Below are 22,571 nucleotides of genomic sequence, written 5' to 3'. Positions count from 1 at the left end.
TTCGGTTTACGCGTCCGCCGTCGCATCCGCGGTTCCCGCCAGCGGATCGTCCTCGAAGGCATCGGCGGCGCGTTTGGGCTTGACCAGCGGTTCGGGCCGGACGGGGTGGGAAAACAGCATGTCGCGCCCGGCCTGCAATCCTTCAGACACCTGCAGCACCAGACGCGCCTCGTCGCGCTTGCGGATATCTTCGCCGATTTCATAGGCGTCGACCTCGGGAACGCCGAGCGCCTCCAGCGTCCGCCGTCCGAAGAGCAGGCCCGATTCCAGCGTTTCGCGCAGCTCGTAGTCGACGCCCTTGTTGCGCAGTTCGATCGAATGGAGACGGTCGTAGGATCGCACGTAGAGCCTTGTGTGCGGATAGTCCGCCTGCACCAGCTCCACAACCTTGTCGGTGAGTTCCTTTTTCTGCGTGCAGACGAGCACGATCTTCGCCCGCTCGATGCCGGCCGAGCGCAGCACGTCCTTGCGCGCGCCGTCGCCGAAATAGATGCGGAAGCCGAAGGATGAGGCCTGGCGAATGCGGTCCGCCGAAAAATCGATGACGGTGACGCTACGCCCGCCGGCCAGCAGGATCTGGGCGGCGATCTGGCCAAAACGGGAAAAGCCGACCATCAGCACGTCGGCGCCGGCGCCCTCGAAATCCTCGTCCAGTTCCTCATGCTCATCGCCGTGCAGGAGCCGCTTCGACAGGGCCGACCCGATCGGCGTCAGGGCCATGGTCAGCGTGACGATCGCCACCAGCAGTGAGGCCGTGCTCGTCGACATCAGCCCGGCCGCACCTGCCGTGGTAAACAGCACGAAGCCGAATTCGCCGCCCTGCGGCAGCAGGAAGGCGATGCGGATCGCGTCGTCATGTGGAGAACCCGATATCCGGCAGAGCCCATAGATGATGATCGCCTTGACGGCCATGACGATTGGCACGGCGAGGATGACGAAGAGCACGTTGTCGGCGAGAACATCGAGCTCCAGCGACAGGCCGACGGCGATGAAGAAAATGGCGAGCAGCACGCCGCGGAAGGGCTCGATGTCAGCTTCCAGCTCGTGCCGATAAGAGGATTCGGCCAGCATCACGCCGGACAGGAAGGCGCCCATCGCCATCGAAAGTCCGGCAAGCTGCATCAGGCTCGCCGACCCCATGACGACGAAGAGGGCGGCCGCAATCATCGCTTCGCGCGCGCCGGTCCGGGCGATGATCTGGAAGAGCGGTGTCAGCAGGTAGCGCCCCATGACGATCATCGCCGCGACGGCGCCGATGGCGACCGCGAACCCGAGCAGCGGCGCATTGCTACCCCGGCCGCCATCGAGAATGGTGATCAGCGCCAGAAGCGGCACGATCGCCAGGTCCTGGAACAGGAGCATCGAGAAGGAACGCTGCCCGTATTTGGTGTTGACGTCGCCGTCGCCCTCGAGGATCTGCATTGCGAAGGCCGTCGAAGACAGCGCCAGGCCGAAGCCGGCGACGATGCTGCCGCGCCAGTCGAGAACCTGGGAAAACCAGGCGAGCGCGGTCAGCGCCAGCCCGGTCACCACCACCTGCGCCGTGCCGAGGCCGAAAATGTCACGCCGCATCTGCCAGAGGCGGCTGGGTTTCAATTCCAGCCCGATGATGAAGAGCAGGAAGACCACACCGAGCTCGGCGACATTGAGGATCTGTTCGCCATCGGTGATGCCGTGAAAAACCGGCCCGATGACGATGCCGGCGGCGAGATAGCCGAGCACCGTGCCGAGCCCGAGCTTTTTGAAGATCGGTGCGGCCACAACCGCTCCGCCGAGCAGCAGGATCGTTTCGGAAAAAAGGGCATTGGGCGCGGACATCAGGGCATTTTCTTTCGACGGCGGGGACAGGCAGGCCGCCCCGACAAAGAATCGGCGGCGGCGGCCTTGATGCTTGGGAGAGTGCACAATAAATGGAAGCCGAAGGAAAGGCCAAATCATGTCCTCTGAAATCGATTCCTCGACACTTCTTTCCCGCGCAAGTCAATTGATCGATCTGGCCAGGAAGGCAGGGGCGGACGCCGCCGACGCCGTCGTCGTCCGGTCGCGCTCGCAATCGGTCAGCGTCCGTCTCGGCAAGGTCGAGGGCACGGAATCCTCCGAAAGCGACGATTTTTCGCTGCGCGTCTTCATCGGCAAGCGCGTCGCCAGCGTTTCGGCCAATCCGGGCTTCGATCTGCGGGCGCTTGCCGAACGCGCCGTCGCCATGGCCAAGGTCTCGCCGGAAGACCCTTTCGCTTGCCTCGCGGATGAGGCGAGCCTTGCGAAATCCTATCCCGACCTGCAATTGCTCGATACCACCGAGGTCTCCTCCGAGATGCTGCGCGAGGCAGGCCTTGCCGCCGAGGCGGCGGCCCTTGCGGTCAAGGGTGTCACCAATTCCTCCGGCGCCGGTGCCTCGGCCGGCATGGGCGGCCTGGTTCTTGCCACCTCGCACGGTTTCGAAGGCAGTTACATGGCCTCGCGTTTCGGTCATTCCGTCAGCGTCATCGCAGGCGAAGGCACCGGAATGGAGCGCGATTATGATTTCGACAGCCGGCTCTATTATGCGGAGCTCGACGATCCCGCCGAGATCGGCCGCCGCGCTGGCGAACGGGTGGTCAAGCGCATCAATCCACGCCAGGTGCCGACCGGCAAGGATGTCACCGTCATCTTCGACCCGCGCGTCGCCCGCGGCTTCGTCGGCCATATCGCCGGCGCGATCAATGGCGCTGCCGTCGCCCGCAAGTCCAGCTTCCTGCGCGACAGGATGGGTCAGCAGGTGCTGAAATCGGGCCTGTCGATCACTGACGATCCGTTGATTGTGCGCGGCCCCTCCTCGCGGCCTTTCGACGGCGAGGGCGTATCGGGCGAACGGCTTGTGATGATCGAGGACGGCGTCTTGAAGCACTGGTTCCTGTCGACCTCGACGGCTCGCGAACTTGGCCTTCAGACCAACGGCCGCGGCGTGCGCGGCGGCACCGCCGTCTCGCCGTCCTCCACCAACCTTGCCCTTGAACCTGGCGACATCACGCCGGAGGAGCTGATCCTCAGCGTCGGCAACGGTTTTTACGTCACCGAATTGATCGGCCACGGCGTCAATATGATCACCGGCGAATACAGCCGCGGCGCCACCGGCTTCTGGATCGAGAACGGCGAACTGACCTTCCCGGTCTCCGAGGTGACGATCGCCTCGAATCTGAAGGACATGTTCATGCGCCTGACGCCGGCAAACGACATCGACCGCAAGTTCGGCGTCGCAGCTCCGACCTTCGCCATCGAAGGCATGACGCTCGCAGGGCGCTAGAGCAATTCCAGCAAAAGTGTGTGAGCGGTTTCGAGCGACAGCATGCTCCCACGATTGAATTGAGAAACGGATTGATAGGATGAGCGATAGCAACAAGGACCGCTGGCAGAGCGATCTGACGCTGATCGCCGATGCCGCCAAAGAGGCGGGTGCGGTCGCTTTCGGCTTCTTCAACCAATCGCCGGAGGTCTGGTGGAAGAACGGGGATCGCTCCCCCGTCAGCGCCGCCGATTTTGCCGCCAACAAGACGCTCGAGACCATTCTGCGCAAGGCCCGGCCGGATTATGGCTGGCTGTCGGAAGAAACCGACGACGATTCTGATCGTCTCGCGCGCGAGACGACGTTCATCATCGATCCGATCGACGGCACGCGCGCCTTCCTCGGCGGGCAAAAGGTCTGGTGCGTCAGCGTCGCCGTCGTTCATCGCGGCCGGCCGGTGGCCGGCGTGCTCTATGCGCCGGCGCTCGAAGAACTCTATCAAGCCGTCGACGGCGGCGTGGCGACGAAGAATGGCGTGCCGCTCGCCGTCTCCGCCGCGCGACCGGAGGAGACGAGCCGCCTTGCGATCGGCGAGGATCTATTGGCGACCTTGCCGCCGGAGTTCCGTGCCCGGGTGACGCGTCAGAAATACATTCCCTCGCTCGCCTATCGTATAGCCATGGTGGCGGACGGTCGTCTCGAAGGCACCTTCGTCAAGGGTAATTCGCACGATTGGGACCTGGCCGCCGCCGATCTCATTCTGGCTTGCGCCGGCGGTGGCCTCGTCGACCTCGAAGGCCGGCCGGTCGTCTACAACAGCGCCGACGTTACCCACAAGGTCCTCTGCGCAGCACCTGCGTCCCGCATCGATGAATTTCTCGCGGCCTTTGCGGTACGAAGAGACAGTTGACGTTTCCGTCAAAATCCCGCAGATGGGATGGCGGAGGAGAACAGGCAGAAAGAGAACAAAAAATGACTGAATCCGGTGACAAGAAGCAGCTTTTGCATCTGGTGTTTGGCGGCGAACTGGAAACCCTCGATGACGTCCAGTTCCGTGATCTGAAAGATCTCGATATCGTCGGCATTTTCCCGGATTATGCCACGGCGCTGACGGCCTGGAAGTCGAAGGCGCAGCAGACGGTCGACAATGCGCATATGCGCTACTTTATCGTCCATATGCACCGTTTGCTCGATCCGCAGGAAAAGGCCGGAGGCAACTGACCTCGGCTAGCGATCTCGGCCAGGACCATCCGCAAGTGCTGCCGGCGACCGTTCGGCGAGCAGGGCTTTCGCGCATCGGGCGCCCGTCGTTCCGGATTGTCTGACGCATTCTGAACAAATTGATCGGTCATTGCGGCCGCAACGATAATGAGGGAATGGGTTTGATGTCGATCTTGGATCGGAGGCTGGCGCAATGAGCTCCCGGATGGCTCGGTTCGGTCTGAGCGCATACCGTCTGGCGGGAACCGTGGCCTCTCCTGTTGTCGGCCTCTACATCACCTACCGCACGGCCAAGGGCAAGGAGGACCGGGCGCGCCGCCTGGAACGCTTCGGCTATCCGAGCGCCAACCGGCCGCAGGGCCCGCTCGTCTGGTTCCATGCCGCAAGCGTCGGTGAAACCAATGCCGTCATCCCGCTGATCCGCGAAATCCGCCGCCGCGACATCCATGTCATCCTGACCACAGGCACCATCACTTCCGCCAGGCTCGCGGCCGAGCGCCTCGGCAATGAGGCGATCCACCAATACGTGCCGCTCGACCTCAAACCCTCGGTCAGCCGCTTCCTCGACTATTGGCAGCCGGACTGCGCGATCATCGCCGAATCCGAGATCTGGCCGGCAACCGTGCTGGAGCTCGGCCGCCGCCGCATTCCGCAGATCCTGATCAATGCCCGCATGTCGGACCGCTCCTTTGCCCGCTGGCGCCGCCGCCCGGCAATCGCTGAAGCCTTGTTCGAGAATCTCGCTTTGGTCATCGCCCAATCGGATATGGATGCCGAACGTTTCCGCGATCTCGGCGCCGTCCCTGTCATCACCTCCGGCAATCTGAAGGTCGATACCGACGCACCGCCCTACGACAGTGCAGTCCTTGCCCGCTACAAGAAGCAAATCGGCGACCGTAAGACCTGGGCGGCGATCTCGACCTTCGACGGCGAAGAGAATGCCGCCGCCATCGTTCACCGGGCGCTCAGGGAGCGCGATCATCAACTGACGATCATCGTGCCGCGTCACCCGGAGCGTTGCGACGAGATCGAGGCGGCTCTGGTCAAGCTGGGGCTGAAGGTCGCCCGCCGCACCCGCGACGATGTCTTGTCGGCCGATGTCGACATTTTTCTCGGCGACACGATCGGCGAAATGGGCCTTTATCTGCGCCTGACGGAAATCGCTTTCGTCGGCCGTTCGCTCTTTGCCGAAGGCGGCCAGAACCCGCTGGAGCCTGCCATGCTCGGCTGCGCCGTTCTTTCCGGCGGCCATGTGCAGAATTTCCGCGATGCCTATCAGAAGCTCGCCCGCAGCGGCAGCGCCCGCATGGTGCGCGACACCGAAATGCTGGCCAAGGGCGTGCATTACCTTTTGATCAATGACGAAGCCCGCCGCAATATGATCGAGGCCGGCATTGCCGCCGTGCACGAGATGCGCGGTGCGCTGACCGCGACCGTCAAGGGGCTGGAACCCTATATCAATCCGCTAACGGTGAAGGCGCGCCTGTTGCCCAAGGCCGTGGCCCAGCTCTGAGGATAATCATGTCGGCAGCGCCCCTTATCAAAGGCATCCTCTTCGACAAGGACGGCACGCTGCTCGATTATGACGAGAGCTGGCTGCCTGTGAACCGCGAGCTTGCCCGCATCGCCGCTGAAGGCGACCCGCTTCTCGCCGACCGATTGCTATCGGCCTGCGGCATGGATCCCGTCACCGGCCATATCGTTCCCGACAGCCTGCTAGCCGCCGGCAATACCCGACAGATTGCCGAGGGTCTGGTTGCCGCCGGTTCGATGGTCGATGTCGGCGAACTGACGCTCCGCCTCGACGACCTGTTTTCCAATGCCGCCGAATTTTCCGTGCCGGTGACCGATCTCGCCGGCTTCTTCGCAAGGCTGCATCGGCGCGGCTTCAAGCTCGGCGTCGCCTCCAGCGACAACGAGCGTTCAATCCGCCAGACAGCGGAACGCTTCGGTTTTGCCCGCTATGTCGATTATATCGCCGGATATGACAGCGGTTTCGGCGTCAAGCCGGAGCCGGGCATGGTGCTCGGCTTCTGCGCCGCAACCGGTCTTTCGCCGGAAGAGGTCGCGATGGTCGGCGACAACAATCACGATCTGCACATGGGACTGAACGCTGGAACGGGCCTCAGGATCGCGGTGCTGACCGGCACCGGTTCGCGCGATTCGCTTGCCGCCGCCGCCGATCATGTGCTCGACGATATCACCGCGCTCGAGGCGCTGCTGCCGGACTTGCAGCCGGCCTGACTGGTAAGGACTTGCATTTTCATCGGTTTTGGCTTCTCAATCCGGCCTGTCGAGAAAAGCAGGGGTCTGGCCGCAATAAAGGCGGGCAGGGGAGCAGGACGGCAAGATGATATCCGAAGCGCCGCCGTTCTGGTGGAGGAAAGCCGATTGGCGGGCATGGCTGCTGCTGCCGGTTTCCTTTCTCTACGGTCGTATCGCCGGCCATCGAATGGCGCATGCGCGCCGCGCCTCCGTTCCCATTCCGGTCATCTGCGTCGGCAATTTCACCGTCGGCGGCGCCGGCAAGACGCCGACGGCGCTGACCATCGCCCGTGCCGCGAAGGCAAAGGGGTTGAAACCGGGTTTTCTCAGCCGGGGTTACGGCGGTTCGCTCGATGTGACCACAGTGGTCGATCCCGATCATCACCGGGCGGTTGCCGTCGGCGATGAACCGCTGCTGCTGGCGCAGGAGGCGCTGACGGTGATTTCCCGAAGGCGCGTCGACGGGGCTCAGCGTCTGGTCGCCGAGGGCGCCGATCTCATCATTATGGACGACGGTTTCCAGAGCGCCCGCCTGGCGATCGATTATGCCCTGCTCGTCATCGACGCGACCCGCGGCCTCGGCAACGGCCATATCGTGCCGGGCGGCCCGGTCCGCGCGCCGATCCGCCAGCAATTGCGTTTTGCCACCGCCCTGTTGAAGGTCGGCGGCGGCAATGCCGCCGACAGGATCGTCCGCATGGCGGCTCGCGCCGCGAAACCTTATTTTACCGCATCGCTGAAAGTGCGCGGCGACAACACGCTCGCCGGCGTCAAGGTGCTCGCCTTCGCCGGCATCGCCGATCCCGCCAAATTCTTCCGCACGGTCGAATCGCGCGGCGCCGAAATTGCCGTCGCCAAGAGCTTCGGCGACCACGAGCACCTGACCGAGGACGAGATCGACGATATCCTGACGACCGCCGAGCGCCAGGGCCTGTTGATCGTCACCACCTCCAAGGATTTCGTCCGCCTCTCCGGCCATCCCGGCAAGGCGGCGCAGCTTGCCGAAAAAAGCCGAGTGATCGAGGTCGACATGGTCTTCGAGGATCACCTCGCCGCCAGCCTGATCATCGACCGGGCAATCGTCGCCTGCCGCGAGCGGCGTCTGAAGGAAATAAAGGCTGGCATTAAAGCAATTTCAGGAAAGGCTCAGCCGCTCTAACAGGCGGCAAAAGGTCTCCTGCACACCGGGTCTGCAGCGCTATCACGTAATCGAGTGAAGCAAAGTTTCGCGGGCGGAAGTCAGATGCAGCCGACATGCGCGGTCGATCGACGCGATATTGCGGCTTTTGAGGGCGTCGATCAGCGCGAGATGTTCCTTGATAGCGACCTCATTTCGCGCGCGTTCATCACGTTTGTTCCATTGATAGTGATAGTGGAAGACCATGGTTATCACGTCTTGGAAGCTCTCGATAAAGCGGTTTGGCGCGACGGCTGCAATCAGCCGGTGGAATCGGCTATCCAGTTCCGAGAAATCTTGAAATCGAGCGTCGATATCCGCGAGCAGTTCCAAATGTGCGGCCTGCATGGATTGGATCTGCTTCCAGACGGGCGAGTTGTCGGGCAGGGCAGCGAACAGCCGTGCCGAGCGCATTTCGAACATCTCTCTGATCTCGAACAATTCGAGTGCGAAATTGGCTGTGAACCCTTTAAAAACCCAGCCTGCATTCGGACGTTTCTCGATCAGCCCATATTTCTGAAATCGATTGAGAAACTCACGGACGATCGTTGTCCCGGCGCTGAATTGCCGAGCTAACTCTGCCTCATTGATTTCTGTGCCCGGACAGACGTCGCCGCGCAGCATCCACTCCATGAAGCTTGTCTCGACCTGTTCCGAAATTGCTAAGGTCTCTTGCTGTGGATAGCGTTCTGTCTGCAACGGCTGTTCGCGTACGATCCGCCTGTGCGCTTCCGACACGATGATGCCACGTGCCGACATCCCTGCGAGCACCTTCCGCACCGTTGTCCGGCTGACGCCAAGCTGCGCCCGCAAGGCATTTTCGGACGGCAATTCCATTCCAGGATCGAGCGTCCGAATGATGTCGATCATATCGTTGAATGCCCGCTTAAAGGTCGTATCAGTTCTCATGGCGCAACTCCTTGTATGGTTTTCTATCCATAAAAAACAAGTTGACGTACGTGTATCATATGTTTCTTATGTATAAAAAACAGGGGAGGCTAGGGGAATTTGGAAAACTCCGGAATTATGCCTCAGAATTCGTCTCGGCCTGACGGTTCGCAGGATGCAACCTTCCATCCGAGACAATCAGGCGTCACACTGGGACTGAAGCTATTGAGCCTTGGCCCGCTGCTGATCCTCATTATGCTCATCGCCGTCGTCAGTTTGATCACGCCGGCTTTCCTGAAGCCCGTTAACCTGGGGAACATCCTGGCGCAGACAGCAGTGATCGCTGTCGTGGCGATGGGTCAGCAACTCGTTATCCTGACGCGCGGCATCGACCTGTCCGTAGGCTCGAATCTTGCCCTGGCGACGGTCATCGGCGGACTTGTCTACCAGCAGGTTGATTCCTCATTCATCGTCATCATGGCCATGCTGCTGGCAGGTGCTGCGATTGGTGCAATTAACGGACTGGTCTTCGTCTATGGTCGGCTGCCACACCCCTTTATCATTACACTGGCAACCCTGAGCATCTGCCGCGGCGTGGCACTAGCATTGGCGCCCGGTCACACGACCATGCGCGGGATGCCCAATGCAGTGACCGCGATCGGTGGCAGTACCACGCTTGGTGTGCCCAATTCCTTTTTTGTCGTCGGGATGTTCGCGCTTCTTTTTCTGATCCTGACGAAGTCGATGGTCTGCGGCCGATGGATCTATGCGGTCGGCGGCTCGCCCAACGCCGCCAGAAGCATGGGCATACCGGTAAGGGGCGTTCTGCTCTCGACCTATGTCGTTTCCGGTTTTTGTGCCGGTGTCGGCGCGGTGCTGCTTGCCGGCCGGACCGGCGCCGCCTCGCCGATCTACGGCAATCTCCTGGAACTCGACACGATTGCTGCGGTGATTATCGGTGGCGCCAGCTTCCTTGGCGGACGAGGCCACCTCGGCCACGCCCTGATCGGCGCCGTGCTGATCGGCGTCATCCGCAATGCCCTTAACCTTCTCGGCGTCGACGTTTTCTTTCAGATGATTGCGATTGGGCTTGTCATCGTCATCGCCGTAGAGGCTGACGTGCTTCGTAACCATCTCGAGGCGCGTGCACGCGTGCTTCAGGCGGCGGCAGTACAATGAACCCGACATCCACCACACCGGCACTTTCGGTTCGGAACGCCCAGAAGCGCTTTGGCGCAATCCACGCCCTGAAAAATGTGAGCTTTGATGCTTATTCAGGTGAGGTAACTGCTCTCCTGGGTGACAACGGCGCCGGCAAGTCGACGCTCGTCAAATGCATTAGCGGGCTTCATAGTCTCGACGAAGGAGAGATCCTCGTGGATGGTTGTCCGGTATCGCTCCATTCAACGGCCGCTGCCCGCCGCGCCGGCATTGAAACCGTCTATCAGGACCTGGCGCTTTTCGACAATCTGACCCCCGTGCAGAATTTCTACTGCGGGCGAGAAATCTCTTTCCCCTCCTGGTTGCCGCGTCCGCTCCGCTTTCTGAGCTCGGGCGAAATGAAGCGGGAAGCAGCGAGCGTCATCGATCGCTTAAAGGTTAAGCTGCCGAGGTTCGATGCACCGGTCGCGCTGATGTCTGGGGGCCAGCGGCAAGCGATCGCGGTCGCGCGCGCCATTGTTTTTGCGCGCAAGCTGGTAATTCTTGACGAACCAACGGCAGCCCTCGGCCTTCGCGAGTCTCGCCAGGTTCTTGATATTATCAGTCAGCTCAAAGCCGACGGCAATGCCGTGATCATCATCACTCACAATATGGAGCACGTGGTCGAAATCGCTGATCGGGCGGTTGTCCTGCGGCAGGGTCGCAAGGTGGGTGAAGTGAAGCCAACGGAAGCGAACAAGCAGGACATTGTCGCGATGATTGTCGGCGCCGAGGCTTGAGGAGATCGCTGCTTCGTTCGGGCAGCGGACAACGAGATCGTTCTAGAGGAGGGCGGTCGAAACATGGGAGGTGTAATCATGAAATCGCAATCTCTTCTGGGAGCTGTTGCGCTCCTAGTCGTCGCTGTAGTCCCGTGCCTGGCACAGGAGCCGGTGAAGCTCGGCTTTATAACCAAATTCCCTGTGCCGTTCTTCGCAACAATGGAGAACGCCGCCAAAGATTATGCAAAGAGAAATCCCGGCGTTGAGATCATCTATGGCCAAGGTACATCAGCAACCGACATTGAGGGCCAGATTGCACAGATCGAGTCCATGGTAACACGCGGCGTGCAGGGCATTGCCCTCACGCCCGTCGATCCGACCGTATCCACCGCTCTGGACAAGGCGGTGGCGGCCGGTATCAAGGTCGTGCTGATGGATAATAATATTCCGGATTGGAACGGCAGAACGGCGCTGGCCACGACCAATAACTTCGCGGCAGGCAAAATCGCCGGGGAATATCTCAAAACTGTTCTTAAAGCTGGCGACACGCTCGGTATTCTCGAAGGTGTGCCTGGTGTGCCGGCGCTTGATGACCGTGTGAAGGGCATGCTTGAAGGACTAAACGGACTTGACGTCAAGATCGTCGGGAAAGGCGCAACAAACTGTACCGAGGAGCTCGGGATCAGTGTCGCCGAGGATCTGTTGACGAAAAACCCGGATCTCAAGGCCATTTATGCCGCCTGCGGCCCGCCCGCTGCGGGCGCGGCACGCGCGATCAAGAACGCTGGCACTGCCAATGACAAGATTGTCCTGGTCGGTTTCGATTTTTGCTGCGGCGAAGAGGAAGCGCTGAAGAATGGAATCGAGGATGCATCCGTAGCGCAGTTTCCCACCAAAATGGCTGAACTCGGTGTAGATGCGCTGGTAAAATCGATCCGCGGAGAGAAGGTTGAGTCTTTGATCGACTCCGGCGCTGCGCTCGTGACGCCTGAGAACATGGCAAAATTCAAGTAAGCCGTTGCCGTTCTGTGCGATTTTGCATAGAGCGCCTATGGACCTTTGTTAGACAAACGGCCCGTCCTTGATGGGGCGGGCCGGACCCCTCGAGCACGGCCGCGCTTTAGCGCCGCTGGTTCGGCAGCACGCCGGCGCGTTTGTCGGCTTCGATCGCTGAGATCACGTCGGCATAGGGTTCCTGGCGGGCGACGCTCCAGTAGCGCAGCTCGTCGAGCGGGACCTGTTTTCCCGTCATCGCGCAGACGACATAGGAGCCGGGCGAGAGAATCTGGAAATCGCCATCGAGATACCGGATCTTCGCTTCGCGGTTTCCATGCCCTTCGAACAAATTCATGCGCTCCGTTCCCTGCAGTCTTTCAAGCATGTCGCGCAAAAATGTGTCGCGGTTTTGCGATCACGACATGCGGAAAACTAAAATCCTAAAGCGTAGGCCAACCGAATTTGAAAGATCGCGACACCGCTTTCGTCTGCCTTACTCCCGAACAGGCTGCTTTTCCAGCTTTTTTAGCTTCTGCCGAAAAGCCGCTCGATATCGCTGAGCTTCAATTCGATATAGGTCGGCCGGCCGTGATTGCACTGGCCGGATCCGGGCGTCACTTCCATTTCGCGCAGCAGCGCGTTCATTTCCTCCGGCCGCAGCCGCCGCCCGGAGCGCACCGAGCCGTGGCAGGCCATCGTCGCCGCCACATATTCGAGCTTGGCCGACAGGCCTGACGCCGTGTCCCATTCGGCAATCTCGTCGGCGAGCTGGCGGATCAGGCCATGCGCATCGACCTCGCCGAGCATGGCCGGCGTCTCGCGCACGGCAATCGCCCCGGGGCCGAACCGTTCGATCGCCAGGCCAAGTTCGGAAAGCTCGGCCGCATGCTGCATCAGCCGGTCGCAATCCTCTTCCGGAATGTCGATGATCTCGGGGATGAGCAGCACCTGCGAGGCCAGCCGCTTCGAATGCAGCGCCTTGCGCATCGCTTCGAACACCAGCCGCTCGTGGGCGGCATGCTGGTCGACGATGACAAGCCCGTCTTCGGTTTGGGCGACGATGTAATTGGCGTGGATCTGCGCCCGCGCGGCGCCGAGCGGATAGCGCGCGGTTGTATCGGGTGCGGCCGGCTGCGGCGAAAACTGCTGCTCGGCCCGCGCCGTCGGCATCGACAGCCCGTCGAAAGAGGCCTGCGGCCGTTCACCGAAACCTGTTGCCGGCTGGTAGGGCCGCGACGGCGAGGTCTCGGCCGACCATGCCGTCTGCGGCCGCGGCGTGTATGGCTGAAAGCCGGGGCGGAAGGAGCGCAGCATATCGCTCGCCCCGGTCGTTGCCGCCCGGCTGCCGTCGCGCGCCAGCGCCTCGCGGACCGCACCGACGATTAGGCCGCGCACCAGGCCGGGGTCGCGGAAGCGCACGTCGGATTTTGCCGGATGCACGTTGACGTCGACAAGAGCGGGGTCGAGTGTGATCGACAGCACCGCCACAGGATGGCGTCCCGATGGGATCGTCTCGGCATAGGCGCCGCGGATCGCCGACAGGATCAGCTTGTCCTGCACCGGCCGGCCGTTGACGAAGGCATATTGATGGGCGGAGTTGCCGCGGTTGAAGGTCGGCACGCCGGCAAAGCCGGTGAGCGAGATCTCCTCGCGCACGGCGTCGAGTGCGATGGCGTTGTCGCGGAATTCCTTGCCGAGCACCTGCGCCATGCGCGCCAAGTGGTCGTCGCCGGTTGCCGGAAATTCCAGCGTCGTGCGGTCGGTGCCCGACAGCACGAAGCGCACCGCGGGAAAGGCGATCGCCATGCGCTTGACGATCTCGGTAATGGCGCCGGCCTCGGCCTTCTCGCTCTTGAGGAATTTGAGCCGGGCGGGTGTGGCGAAGAACAGGTCGCGCACTTCGACGATCGTGCCGGGATTGGCGGCGGCCGGGCGCAAATGCGCGATCTTGCCGGCGTTGACGGCGATCTCGTGACCGCCGGCGCTGTCACGCCTGCGGCTGGCGATGCTGAGCCTTGCCACCGAGCCGATCGAGGGCAGCGCTTCGCCGCGGAAGCCGAGCGTGCGGATATCCTCGAGCGTGTCGGATAATTTTGAGGTGCAGTGGCGCCTGACCGCCAGTTCCAGATCGGCCGCATCCATACCCGAGCCGTTGTCGCTGACCCGCAGAAGCGCCTTGCCGCCGCCCGACGTGGCGATCTCGATGCGCGTCGCCCCCGCATCGAGCGCGTTTTCGATCAGTTCCTTGGCAGCACTCGCCGGCCGTTCGATGACTTCGCCGGCGGCGATCTGGTTGATGAGCGTTTCGGAAAGCTGTCTGATGGCCATGGGCTATTTTCAAGGATTCGTGAGCCGGAGGGAAGGGGCTTCGATAGGCTTTCCCAAAGCGCGATCCGAGGCTCCCGCAAACTTGGGGGTCGCTAATGTTAAGCCGGTTTTAACATAAAAATGGCATTTCTAATCATATACCTCCGGAAGCTTTCGAAATCGAACAGATGTGGGACGCAACAGAATGAGTGCCGGCTTCGAAAAGGCGGACACGTCATCGGAAACCGACGGGATTTCCGCCGGGGCCGATCTGCAGACGGCGCTTTTCGATGTGGTGTGCGACAGCCTTTCGGCAGCTTTCATCATCTATGACAAGAACGATCATCTGATCTTTGCCAGCCGCCAGACGCTGGAATTCTTCCCGCTGCCGCCTGAGATGCTGAAACCCGGCACGCGGCTTCGCGATTTCCTCGGCGCGGTCTACGACACCGGCATTCGCCAGCAATATGATGTGAAGCAGCGTGGCTCGCTGAGCCGTGAGGACTGGCTGTCGCAGAAAATCGCCTCGCATTGGCGCGAGCGCTTCGACGTCGTCGAGCGCCACGCTGCCGACAGCTGGGTGCGTTTCGTCAAACGCAGGCTGCCCGGCGGTTACGGCGTCACCATCATTTCCGATATTTCCGAGGACAAGAAGCGCGAAGAGCAATGGCGCTCGGATCTGGAGCGCGTGCAACTGACCGAGGACATTCTCGACAATCTGCCGTTCCCACTCTTCGTCAAGGACCGCAACCTCACCTATGTCGCGGTCAACCTCGCCTTTTGCGAGAAATATCAGACCACCGCCGACGAGGTGCTCGGGCGCAAGAGCGCCGATCTCTTCTCGGAAGAGATCGCCAAGCGCTTTGAGGAAAGCGATCGTCATGTGCTGGAGACCGGCGAGATGTCCGTCTCCCGCCAGCGGCAGATCTCCCGTGACGGCATCGAGCGCGACATTGTCAGCCGCAAGCACCGCATCGGCAAGCCGGGCCGCTATTTCCTGGTGTCAACAATGCAGGATCTGCCGCGCGAGGGCGCCGATCTCGACGAGTTCGGCCGGGCATCGGCGATCACCACCTCAAGCAATCAAAGCTATCGCCGCGCCTATGTGCCGGTACCGAGCGCCGTCGAGCGCCGCGAGCCGGCGGCTATGGAAGCGATCGTTCCGGAAAATTTCTCCGGCCGCAAGGTCCTCGTCGTCACCGCCGATCTTGCCGCCGAGACCGCCGCGCTGCGAACGCTGTCGAAATACGGCTTCGAATCCTGCGCGGTCCGCGGCGAGGACGAGGAGGAGCGGTTCCTGGAAATTGCCACGTCCTCCGGCATTTCGCTCGATCTCGTGATCATCGACAACCAGATGGGCATGCGCTGTCTTGAGCTTGCCGAGCAATACGGCATCCCGGCGCTTGTCATGGACGGTTTCCAGATCGCCAACGAGCTCACCTTTCAGATCGCCCGCCATTTCAACCGCAACAGCCGCAACGGCGGCGCCGGTCAGGATACGGATTGGGAAATCAGTATCTCCGACGACATCGTCGGCCTGCAGGTTCTCGTCGCCGAAGACAATGATATCAACCAGATCGTATTCTCGCAGATCCTCGAAGGCCTTGGTTATCGCCATATGATTGCGGCGACCGGCGACGAGGCCGTGCGCCTCTGGGCCGAGCACCGGCCTGAGATCGTGCTGATGGACATTTCGCTGCCGGGCTTCAACGGCTTCGAGGCGGCCCGCCTCATCCGGCAGATAGAAGAGACCGGCGGCACAAGCCGCACCCCGATCATCGGCGTGCTCACCCAGGCCTTCGAACGAGACCGCGCCGAATGCGTCAAAGCAGGCATGGACGATGTCATCATGAAACCCGTCAGTCCTGATATGCTCGAGGCCATCTTCCAGAGGCATCTGATGGATGAGGCCATGCGCGCGCGCGGCTGATGCTTGTCATCCGGACGAGTGCAGCGGTTCCGACCTAACGACATAAAAGCCAGAGACTTTAGCGGGGACCCTCGTCAACTCCTGGATTCTGGGGTGGATCTAGCGGCAATGCCTGCTGATTTACTATCAAATTGTTAAGACATCGCGGTCATTCTTTGCCTGGCGCGGGAAAGCTCGGGTGGATGATGAAATCGGCGGACTTAGCTTTCTTGACCGTCGGTCAGAATGAGCTTCAGGCGATGGCCTATACCGATCCGCTGACCGGATTGGGAAACCGCAATCGCATGCGGGACAAAGTCTTGCAGATCTCTTCCGAGCGCGCCAGCGACCCGGCCCCCTTCACCATCGGCATCGCCAATCTCGATAGTTTCAAACCGATCAACGATCTTTTCGGCTCGGCCGCCGGCGATGAAATCCTGTGCCAGGTCGCCCATCGCCTCAGGGCCTGCATTCCCGATGGCGCGCTGGTCACCCGCCATGACGGAGATGAATTCGCCTTCGTGCTGCCGCTGATCTTCGAGCGGGCGAGTGCCGAGAAATTTGGCCAGATGATCCGCGAGGTGCTATCGGCACCCTATGATCTCGGCGACCGCAACGTTCGTCTCTCCGCCTCCCTCGGTTTTGCCATATATCCCTTTGCCGGAGAAGATTGCGAAGAACTGCTGAAGAGCGCTGAAACCGCGCTTTACCGCTCCAAACGGCGCGGCCGCGGCCAGGTCACCGTCTATTCGCGCGAGATCGCCCAGGAAATGAAGCGCGCGACGCAGCTGGAACAGGCGCTCAGAAATGCCATCATCTCCGACGCGATCGATGTGCATTTCCAGCCGATCGTCTCGCTCTCCAACAACCAGGTCGTCGGCTTCGAGGCGCTCGCCCGCTGGAACGATGCCGATCTCGGCTTCGTCTCGCCCGGTGTCTTCGTGCCGCTCGCCGAAGAGCGCGGTTTCATCGATGCGCTGTCGGAGGCCCTGCTGCGCAAAGCTGCCGAAGCAGCCCTATCCTGGCCGCGCGAACTCTTCCTGTCGTTCAATCTCTCCTCGGCCCAGCTGATGGATCCGGGCACCAGCGGCAGCATCCTGTCGATCCTCGGCCGCGTCGGCTTCGATCCGCATCGCCTGGAGCTTGAAATCACCGAGACCGCGGTGATGAGTTCGGCCGATACCGCCCACCGCATCATCGCCGATCTGCGCGCCGCCGGCGTGCGTATTTCGCTCGACGATTTCGGCACCGGCCAGTCGAGCCTCGGGCGCCTGCGCGATTTCATCTTCGATAAGATCAAGATTGATCGCGCCTTCGTCTCCCGCATCAATTCCGACCGCGCATCCGAGCATATCATCAAGGCGATCTTGACCATGTGCGACGGCCTGGAACTGGAAGTGGTAGCTGAGGGCATTGAGGATTATGCCGAGGCGGTGAAGCTGCGCACTCTTGGCTGCGGCATGGGCCAGGGCTATCACTTCGGCCGTCCGGCGGATGGCATCGCTACGCTGCGCTTCCTGCACGAGAACTATTACGACCCGGCCATGGCGGAACGCGTCAGCGCATAAAACGACCGCACGGAAAAAAACGATGGCGCCCCTAGGAGCGCCATCGCCTACGCTATACTACCGCGCGTGGTTACGCGTGGTTTACTCGGCCCAGCCTACTTAGGAGTGGTCGAGCCGGTTGCCGTGGTGTCTGTGCCGGTCGCAGCGGGAGCCTTTTCGGCCGACTGCATGGCCAGCGTCTTGAACTCAGGTGCGGCCTTCAGCGATTCAGCCGTTTCACTGGTGGTCAGCTTGACGCTGCCGTCCTGGGTATTCTGAGCGACGGTGATCTTTTCCATCGGGACGGCGACGTTCTTTTCGCCGATACCGAGGAAGCCGCCGACACCGACGATCGCTGCAACGAAACCGCCATCCTTCTTGAGGATCAGGTCGTTGACGCTGCCGATGCTTTCATTGTTGCCATTATAGACCGACTGGCCAATATAGGTATTGGCGCTGACCTGGTCCGGAGCCTGCTCCGTGATGTAACCGGCCTGGGCCGTGTCTGCCGTCGGTGCTGCGGCGGGAGCCTGTGCGGCATCGCCTGCTGGCTTGGTGACATCAGGGGTGATCGGCGGCTTCGGTGCTGCCGGATCGGCGGGAGCCGCCGTTGTCGGAGCAGCAGGATCGGCCGGCTGCGGGGTTGTCTGCGAGAATGCCGCCGGTGCGAAAGCCGTGGCAAACAGTGCGCCAGCGGCAACGGTCGTCAAGAGTTTGCGTGTCATTTCGAACCTACCTTCATTTCCCTAGAGTGGTCGTTGACCCGGCAAGGTCTGTGTCATTGCCGCGCCGGTTCGAAAGGAAAATGACTGGTGCGCCGATTGGTTCCGGTTGAAAACACGGAAAATTTCTCGATTCTCACGGAACTTTTATTGCGGAACCGCCACGAAAACGAGAAAAGGCGCCTCCGGTCGGAAGCGCCTCTGATTGTCACGGCAAGCTCTCTTCAGATCACATAAACCGGATCGAACACGCCTTTGACGTCGATGCCGAGTTCGAGCAGCGCGCCGGCGCTGGGCTGCGCCGAACGGGCGTCCTCGTCGAGGCCCTCCCAGGCGGTCGTCACCGCCAGCCGGTCGGCATTGACGCCGATGAAGGCGGGGCAGGAGGGCTGGACGGCGGGAACCTTGTAGCGCGAGATGCGCAAGCCATCGGGATTGTAGCGGTCGACGACCCCCGCACCCCAGCGCGAATTCCAGATGTAACCGTCGGCATCGACGACCGAGCCGTCGATGTCCCCGGGCTCATCGGCGCTGTCGACCAGCACAATCGGCTCGCCCGAGGGCAGGCCGGTATGCGGATCGACCATGACGCGCATCAACCGGTTGAGGCGGGAATCGGTATAATAGCCGATCGTGCCGTCAGGCGAGAAGCAGATCGAATTGGGGATGCTGATGCCGTTGAAGATCTTCGTCACTTTGCCGTGTGCGACATGATAGATGGCGCCGGCTTGGTTTTCCGCCCGCTTGCTCATCGTGCCGATCCAGAGCGCACCGGAAGGATGGGTGCGACCGTCGTTCGAACGGTTTTCCGGCCTGTCGTTTTCGAGCGCAGCGTAGAAGGTGAGGTTGCCGCTCGCTATATCGCGGACGAAGAGCCCTTCCTCCGTCGCGATCAACTGCCGTTTGGCGTCTATACGGGCAAGCACGCTCGCCATGGCAGGCAATGGATGCACCTTTTTCGCGCCCGTCGAGAGATTGAGCTCGTGCAGTTCCTTGCCGAGGATGTTGAACCACCAGACGGTGTTGCTGTCCGGATCATAGGTCGGGCCTTCGCCGAGAACGGAATTGGTGTTGCAAAGGGTCTTGCCCTCGAACTCATAAATATCGGTCATAGGCTCACGCTCCCAATGGCTGCATCATAGGCGTAAATGGTCGCCTTGGCGCGGTCGGCAACCTCCGATGCGGTCATTCCCGGCTTGTAGAGGCTGGTGCCGAGGCCGAAGGCGAAGATGCCGGCCTTGGTATAATCGCCGAAATTCTTGTCCGACACGCCGCCGACGGCGGCAATCGTCAGTTCCGGCGGCAGGATCGCCCGGATCGCCGTGATGCCGGAAGGACCAAGCACGCTTGCCGGAAAGAATTTGAGACCGGTGGCGCCGGCACGCGCTGCGGCGAGCGCCTCTGTCGGCGTGAAGACGCCCGGCATCGTCACCATGCCGTATTGGCGCGCCCGGATGATCACCTCGGGCTCGACATTCGGCGTGACGAGCAGCGTGCCGCCGGCGGCATTCAGGTTGTCGACCGCCTCGACGGTCAACACCGTGCCGGCGCCAATCAGCACCTCGGCCGGCGCCATCTTGGCGGCGATCTCGATGGATTTGAACGGCTCCGGCGAGTTGAGCGGGATCTCGATCGCCGTCAGGCCATTGTCGATCAAGGCGCCGACCACGCTCTCGGTTTCGTCGAGCCGGATGCCGCGAAGGATGGCGATCAGCGGGCGCTTCATGTCGGGGAAGGGGATGCGGTTCATCGTGTCGGCTTTCTCAATTCGGCCAGATGGCTTCGGCGGCGGCCGAAAGCCCGCGGCGCACAGCGGCGTCGGCATCTATGGCGGTGAAGGTCAGGGAGAGGCTTTTGAAGGCCTGTTCGTAGAGCGCCTGCAGGCGCCCGGAAGCGACCAGGGTGACGCCTGAGTTGGCCGCATCCTGCAGTGCGCCGGCGATTTCGAGGCCGATCAGCGTGCCGGAGAGCCGGGCCTGCGCTGATGCGGCGGAGATCCCGTGCAGGAGTTGGCCCGAGCGGGCGGTAAAGAGCAGGTTGGAGGCAAGCGCGGGCCGCGCGAAAGCGGCCGAGACCGCCGCCTCGAAGGCTGCCGCATCGGCCGGCTGCTCGTCGGCGCCGGCGACGGCATGCGACAGGATCGTGTGTTTGCTGATGACGTCGAAAAGTTCGCCGGTCATGAAGGTCGAAAAACCGGCGACCTTGCCGTCGCTGACATGCACCCACTTCGAATGGGTTCCGGGCATGCAGACCGCCTGCGCGCCCGAGCTTGCGCTGCCGAGCGCGCCGAGAAGCTGGGTTTCCTCGCCGCGCATCACATCGGGCGTCGCCATATCCCGCTGGGCAAGGCCCGGCAGGATGCGGATGTCGCGGCTTTCGCCGGGCACGGAGACCGCTCCGGTGAGAATCGCGGCGAGCGGCGCCGGAACGTCGATATAACCCGCCTCGACCCAGCCCTGCCGTGCGCCGGCCATGCCGCAGACGATCACCGGCAGGTTTTCCGGCGCCTCGACGGCGGCGAGGTGGCCTGAAAGCACTTGAGAAAAGCCGGTCTTTGCAGCACTCGTCATGCCTTCGCCGCTGCGGCGCTCGGCAAGAATGCTGCCGTCCCTGGCGATCAGCCAGAGCCGGAAACTGCTGGTGCCCCAGTCCACCGCAACATAAGCGGGATGTGCCATTACAGAATGCCTCCATCGACAATCAGGGACTGGGCGGTCATTCCAGCCGCGCAGTCGGATGCAAGAAACAGGCAAGGACCGACAATCGCCTCGGGCTTGAGCGCGACCTTCAGGCACTGCTGCTCGACCGAGCGCGCAATGCTCTCTTCGGTCAGCCAGAGCTGCATCTGCCGTTCCGTGAGGACCATGCCGGGCAGGATGCAGTTGACGCGGATATTCTCCGGCCCGAGCCTGCCGGCCAAGCTCTTCGTCAGTCCGACGACCGCAGCCTTCGCCGCTGCATAGGAGGGAAAACCGCCCATGTTCAGTTTAAAGGCGATCGACGACATATTGATGATCGCACCGCCGCCGGCCGCCCGCATCGACGGTGCTGTTGCCTGGGAGGTGAAGAACACATGCTTCAGGTTGATCGCCTGATTATTGTCCCAATAGGCCTCGGTCACCGCGTCGAAATCATGACGGTCGTCCCAGGCGGCATTGTTGACCAGCACGCGGATCGGCCCTGAACTCGCAACGACGGTATCGACGGTGCGCCGGATCGCCTCGATGTCACGCAGGTCGGCATGGTGAAAGGAGACGGGATGAACCGTCTCTCGCGACAGGTTTTCGGCGAGCGCGCGGCCCGTGGCCTCGGCGATGTCGATGAAGGAGACCTTGGCCCCCTGGCGCGCGAAACCTTCGACGATCGCAGCACCGATGCCCGATCCGCCGCCGGTCACCAGCACGGTTCGGTCTTTGAACTCCGGAAATTGTGCTGGCATGACGTTGCCCTTTGAATCCCGCGATGTTCCATTATTTGGAACTATATTTGACTATATGGAATTATCAAATTATGCTGGCCTTCCTGTCAAGGGCGGATGAGACGATGACATTAAATAGCGATAGCATGGCGCAGACCCGCGAGACCGGCACGCTCGGCAAACTGATGGTTCTGCTCGATCTCGTCACCCATGCCGACGCGCCGCTGCGTTTCACCGACATCCTGGCGCTTGCCGGCCAACCGCGAGGCACCTTGCATCGCCAGCTCAGCCATCTGGTCGAGGAAGGGCTGCTTGAGTTTGAAGGCGACGGCCGTTATGCGCCGGGCCTGCGCCTGCTCGAGTTTGCCGCGCGCAGCTGGGCGCGCAACGAATTCCGCCTGATTGCCGAGCCGCACCTTGCCGATCTGCAGCAGGCAACCGGCGAAACCGTGCATCTCGGTGTTTTGAGGGGGCAGTCGATCATCTATCTCGACAAGGTCGACGGCCGCCAGCCGGTGCGCATGTATTCGCAGATCGGCAATGCCTCGCCCTGTTACTGCACCGGCGTCGGCAAGGCCGCCCTTTCGCTGCTTCCGGCCGATCTCCTCGCCGATCTTCTCGCTGGCCTAAGCTTTATCCGATTCACCGCCTCGACCCATCTCTCGGCTGAATCGCTGCTTGCCGAAATCCGCGAGATCGCCAACCAGGGCTATGCTTTCGACCGCGAGGAGCATGAGGCCGGCATCCGCTGTGTCGCCGCCCCCCTCTGGTCGCAGGATCGGACTTTTATTGGTGGCATCTCGATTACCGGCCCGGCCTACCGTCTGTCGATGGAACTTCTCAGCCAATGGGCCGTTCCAGTTCAGCTGGCGGCTGGGAGGATCATGGAAGACATGCGCATTCGGCTCGGCCCGCGCCGCTAAATGCGATCAGAGAG

21 protein-coding genes are annotated in these 22,571 nt (G+C 61.8%); 12 read left to right on the top strand and 9 right to left on the bottom strand.

What is annotated here, in order from left to right:
- Positions 1-6 precede the first annotated feature (6 nt).
- Entirely contained in the window at positions 7-1,818 is a 1,812-nt protein-coding gene (locus tag ATY29_RS01940) for a monovalent cation:proton antiporter-2 (CPA2) family protein (protein ID WP_097534946.1), read from the bottom strand.
- Positions 1,819-1,936: 118 nt separating this feature from the next.
- Between ATY29_RS01940 and ATY29_RS01935 the strand changes: the two genes are divergently transcribed.
- From ATY29_RS01935 to lpxK, 6 genes are all read left to right on the top strand, one after another.
- Positions 1,937-3,283 (top strand): TldD/PmbA family protein, encoded by a 1,347-nt coding sequence (locus ATY29_RS01935; protein ID WP_003570052.1) that lies wholly within the window; start codon positions 1,937-1,939, stop codon positions 3,281-3,283.
- A 79-nt stretch (positions 3,284-3,362) separates the two neighbouring features.
- Complete coding sequence (locus ATY29_RS01930; RefSeq protein WP_003570050.1) at positions 3,363-4,172, top strand: 3'(2'),5'-bisphosphate nucleotidase CysQ; 810 nt, start codon at positions 3,363-3,365, stop codon at positions 4,170-4,172.
- A gap of 62 nt (positions 4,173-4,234) precedes the next feature.
- On the top strand, positions 4,235-4,483 hold the full coding sequence (locus tag ATY29_RS01925) for a DUF4170 domain-containing protein (protein ID WP_097534808.1): 249 nt from the start codon (positions 4,235-4,237) through the stop codon (positions 4,481-4,483).
- A gap of 193 nt (positions 4,484-4,676) precedes the next feature.
- Positions 4,677-5,996, top strand: coding sequence for a lipid IV(A) 3-deoxy-D-manno-octulosonic acid transferase (gene waaA, locus ATY29_RS01920; RefSeq protein ID WP_003570046.1), 1,320 nt, complete (start codon positions 4,677-4,679; stop codon positions 5,994-5,996).
- 8 nt (positions 5,997-6,004) lie between these two features.
- The gene (locus ATY29_RS01915; RefSeq protein ID WP_003570044.1) at positions 6,005-6,727 is read left to right on the top strand and encodes an HAD family hydrolase; all 723 of its coding nucleotides are present in this window, start codon (positions 6,005-6,007) and stop codon (positions 6,725-6,727) included.
- A 106-nt stretch (positions 6,728-6,833) separates the two neighbouring features.
- Positions 6,834-7,907: a tetraacyldisaccharide 4'-kinase gene (gene lpxK / locus ATY29_RS01910; RefSeq protein WP_097534807.1), complete on the top strand. Its 1,074-nt coding sequence runs from the start codon at positions 6,834-6,836 to the stop codon at positions 7,905-7,907.
- A gap of 42 nt (positions 7,908-7,949) precedes the next feature.
- Here lpxK and ATY29_RS01905 read toward each other — a convergent pair whose 3' ends face one another.
- Positions 7,950-8,834, bottom strand: coding sequence for a GntR family transcriptional regulator (locus ATY29_RS01905; RefSeq protein WP_097534806.1), 885 nt, complete (start codon positions 8,832-8,834; stop codon positions 7,950-7,952).
- A 99-nt stretch (positions 8,835-8,933) separates the two neighbouring features.
- Here ATY29_RS01905 and ATY29_RS01900 point away from each other — a divergent pair, with 99 nt between their 5' ends.
- The 3 genes from ATY29_RS01900 to ATY29_RS01890 all read left to right on the top strand — a co-directional run bounded on the left by ATY29_RS01900 (position 8,934) and on the right by ATY29_RS01890 (position 11,749).
- Positions 8,934-9,992 (top strand): ABC transporter permease, encoded by a 1,059-nt coding sequence (locus ATY29_RS01900; RefSeq protein WP_003570037.1) that lies wholly within the window; start codon positions 8,934-8,936, stop codon positions 9,990-9,992.
- Positions 9,989-10,753, top strand: coding sequence for an ATP-binding cassette domain-containing protein (locus ATY29_RS01895; RefSeq protein WP_003570036.1), 765 nt, complete (start codon positions 9,989-9,991; stop codon positions 10,751-10,753). Before ATY29_RS01900 ends, ATY29_RS01895 begins: the two co-directional genes overlap by 4 nt.
- 78 nt (positions 10,754-10,831) lie before the next feature.
- Positions 10,832-11,749, top strand: coding sequence for a sugar ABC transporter substrate-binding protein (locus tag ATY29_RS01890; RefSeq protein ID WP_025415441.1), 918 nt, complete (start codon positions 10,832-10,834; stop codon positions 11,747-11,749).
- A gap of 106 nt (positions 11,750-11,855) precedes the next feature.
- On the opposite strand, the gene ATY29_RS01885 is transcribed toward ATY29_RS01890, so the two are convergent.
- On the bottom strand, positions 11,856-12,086 hold the full coding sequence (locus tag ATY29_RS01885; RefSeq protein ID WP_003570032.1) for a DUF2093 domain-containing protein: 231 nt from the start codon (positions 12,084-12,086) through the stop codon (positions 11,856-11,858).
- Between the two features lie 170 nt (positions 12,087-12,256).
- Complete coding sequence (gene mutL, locus ATY29_RS01880) at positions 12,257-14,059, bottom strand: DNA mismatch repair endonuclease MutL (protein ID WP_097534805.1); 1,803 nt, start codon at positions 14,057-14,059, stop codon at positions 12,257-12,259.
- Positions 14,060-14,243: 184 nt separating this feature from the next.
- Between mutL and ATY29_RS01875 the strand changes: the two genes are divergently transcribed.
- Positions 14,244-15,968, top strand: coding sequence for a response regulator (locus tag ATY29_RS01875; protein WP_097534803.1), 1,725 nt, complete (start codon positions 14,244-14,246; stop codon positions 15,966-15,968).
- A 182-nt stretch (positions 15,969-16,150) separates the two neighbouring features.
- Positions 16,151-17,515, top strand: a complete 1,365-nt coding sequence (locus ATY29_RS01870) for a putative bifunctional diguanylate cyclase/phosphodiesterase (RefSeq protein ID WP_003570025.1) — start codon at positions 16,151-16,153, stop codon at positions 17,513-17,515.
- Positions 17,516-17,610: 95 nt separating this feature from the next.
- Here ATY29_RS01870 and ATY29_RS01865 read toward each other — a convergent pair whose 3' ends face one another.
- The 5 genes from ATY29_RS01865 to ATY29_RS01845 all read right to left on the bottom strand — a co-directional run bounded on the left by ATY29_RS01865 (position 17,611) and on the right by ATY29_RS01845 (position 21,655).
- Positions 17,611-18,219: a PRC-barrel domain-containing protein gene (locus ATY29_RS01865; RefSeq protein WP_003570023.1), complete on the bottom strand. Its 609-nt coding sequence runs from the start codon at positions 18,217-18,219 to the stop codon at positions 17,611-17,613.
- Positions 18,220-18,440: 221 nt separating this feature from the next.
- Complete coding sequence (locus ATY29_RS01860; RefSeq protein ID WP_003570022.1) at positions 18,441-19,328, bottom strand: SMP-30/gluconolactonase/LRE family protein; 888 nt, start codon at positions 19,326-19,328, stop codon at positions 18,441-18,443.
- Complete coding sequence (locus ATY29_RS01855; RefSeq protein WP_097534801.1) at positions 19,325-19,966, bottom strand: 2-dehydro-3-deoxy-6-phosphogalactonate aldolase; 642 nt, start codon at positions 19,964-19,966, stop codon at positions 19,325-19,327. The genes ATY29_RS01860 and ATY29_RS01855 overlap by 4 nt, the downstream gene beginning before the upstream one ends.
- Positions 19,967-19,979: 13 nt before the next feature.
- A complete protein-coding gene (locus tag ATY29_RS01850; protein ID WP_097534799.1) occupies positions 19,980-20,894 on the bottom strand; it encodes a 2-dehydro-3-deoxygalactonokinase in 915 nt (304 codons plus the stop codon).
- Complete coding sequence (locus tag ATY29_RS01845; protein ID WP_025415447.1) at positions 20,894-21,655, bottom strand: SDR family NAD(P)-dependent oxidoreductase; 762 nt, start codon at positions 21,653-21,655, stop codon at positions 20,894-20,896. The genes ATY29_RS01850 and ATY29_RS01845 overlap by 1 nt, the downstream gene beginning before the upstream one ends.
- Positions 21,656-21,759: 104 nt before the next feature.
- On the opposite strand from ATY29_RS01845, the gene ATY29_RS01840 reads away from it, so the two are divergent.
- Positions 21,760-22,557 (top strand): IclR family transcriptional regulator, encoded by a 798-nt coding sequence (locus tag ATY29_RS01840; RefSeq protein ID WP_025415448.1) that lies wholly within the window; start codon positions 21,760-21,762, stop codon positions 22,555-22,557.
- Positions 22,558-22,571 lie beyond the last annotated feature (14 nt).

The sequence above is a fragment of the Rhizobium hidalgonense genome, from assembly GCF_002914525.1.
GTDB lineage: Bacteria > Pseudomonadota > Alphaproteobacteria > Rhizobiales > Rhizobiaceae > Rhizobium > Rhizobium hidalgonense.
This window is presented reverse-complemented; position numbering and strand designations above follow the sequence as displayed.

Excerpts from the sequence above, each read along its gene's own strand:
- ATY29_RS01940 (WP_097534946.1), bottom strand. The coding sequence starts at position 1,818 with ATGTCCGCGCCCAATGCCCTTTTTTCCGAAACGATCCTGCTGCTCGGC.
- ATY29_RS01935 (WP_003570052.1), top strand. The coding sequence starts at position 1,937 with ATGTCCTCTGAAATCGATTCCTCGACACTTCTTTCCCGCGCAAGTCAA.
- ATY29_RS01930 (WP_003570050.1), top strand. The coding sequence starts at position 3,363 with ATGAGCGATAGCAACAAGGACCGCTGGCAGAGCGATCTGACGCTGATC.
- ATY29_RS01925 (WP_097534808.1), top strand. The coding sequence starts at position 4,235 with ATGACTGAATCCGGTGACAAGAAGCAGCTTTTGCATCTGGTGTTTGGC.
- waaA (WP_003570046.1), top strand. The coding sequence starts at position 4,677 with ATGAGCTCCCGGATGGCTCGGTTCGGTCTGAGCGCATACCGTCTGGCG.
- ATY29_RS01915 (WP_003570044.1), top strand. The coding sequence starts at position 6,005 with ATGTCGGCAGCGCCCCTTATCAAAGGCATCCTCTTCGACAAGGACGGC.
- lpxK (WP_097534807.1), top strand. The coding sequence starts at position 6,834 with ATGATATCCGAAGCGCCGCCGTTCTGGTGGAGGAAAGCCGATTGGCGG.
- ATY29_RS01905 (WP_097534806.1), bottom strand. The coding sequence starts at position 8,834 with ATGAGAACTGATACGACCTTTAAGCGGGCATTCAACGATATGATCGAC.
- ATY29_RS01895 (WP_003570036.1), top strand. The coding sequence starts at position 9,989 with ATGAACCCGACATCCACCACACCGGCACTTTCGGTTCGGAACGCCCAG.
- ATY29_RS01890 (WP_025415441.1), top strand. The coding sequence starts at position 10,832 with ATGAAATCGCAATCTCTTCTGGGAGCTGTTGCGCTCCTAGTCGTCGCT.
- ATY29_RS01885 (WP_003570032.1), bottom strand. The coding sequence starts at position 12,086 with ATGAATTTGTTCGAAGGGCATGGAAACCGCGAAGCGAAGATCCGGTAT.
- mutL (WP_097534805.1), bottom strand. The coding sequence starts at position 14,059 with ATGGCCATCAGACAGCTTTCCGAAACGCTCATCAACCAGATCGCCGCC.
- ATY29_RS01875 (WP_097534803.1), top strand. The coding sequence starts at position 14,244 with ATGAGTGCCGGCTTCGAAAAGGCGGACACGTCATCGGAAACCGACGGG.
- ATY29_RS01870 (WP_003570025.1), top strand. The coding sequence starts at position 16,151 with ATGATGAAATCGGCGGACTTAGCTTTCTTGACCGTCGGTCAGAATGAG.
- ATY29_RS01865 (WP_003570023.1), bottom strand. The coding sequence starts at position 18,219 with ATGACACGCAAACTCTTGACGACCGTTGCCGCTGGCGCACTGTTTGCC.
- ATY29_RS01860 (WP_003570022.1), bottom strand. The coding sequence starts at position 19,328 with ATGACCGATATTTATGAGTTCGAGGGCAAGACCCTTTGCAACACCAAT.
- ATY29_RS01855 (WP_097534801.1), bottom strand. The coding sequence starts at position 19,966 with ATGAACCGCATCCCCTTCCCCGACATGAAGCGCCCGCTGATCGCCATC.
- ATY29_RS01850 (WP_097534799.1), bottom strand. The coding sequence starts at position 20,894 with ATGGCACATCCCGCTTATGTTGCGGTGGACTGGGGCACCAGCAGTTTC.
- ATY29_RS01845 (WP_025415447.1), bottom strand. The coding sequence starts at position 21,655 with ATGCCAGCACAATTTCCGGAGTTCAAAGACCGAACCGTGCTGGTGACC.
- ATY29_RS01840 (WP_025415448.1), top strand. The coding sequence starts at position 21,760 with ATGACATTAAATAGCGATAGCATGGCGCAGACCCGCGAGACCGGCACG.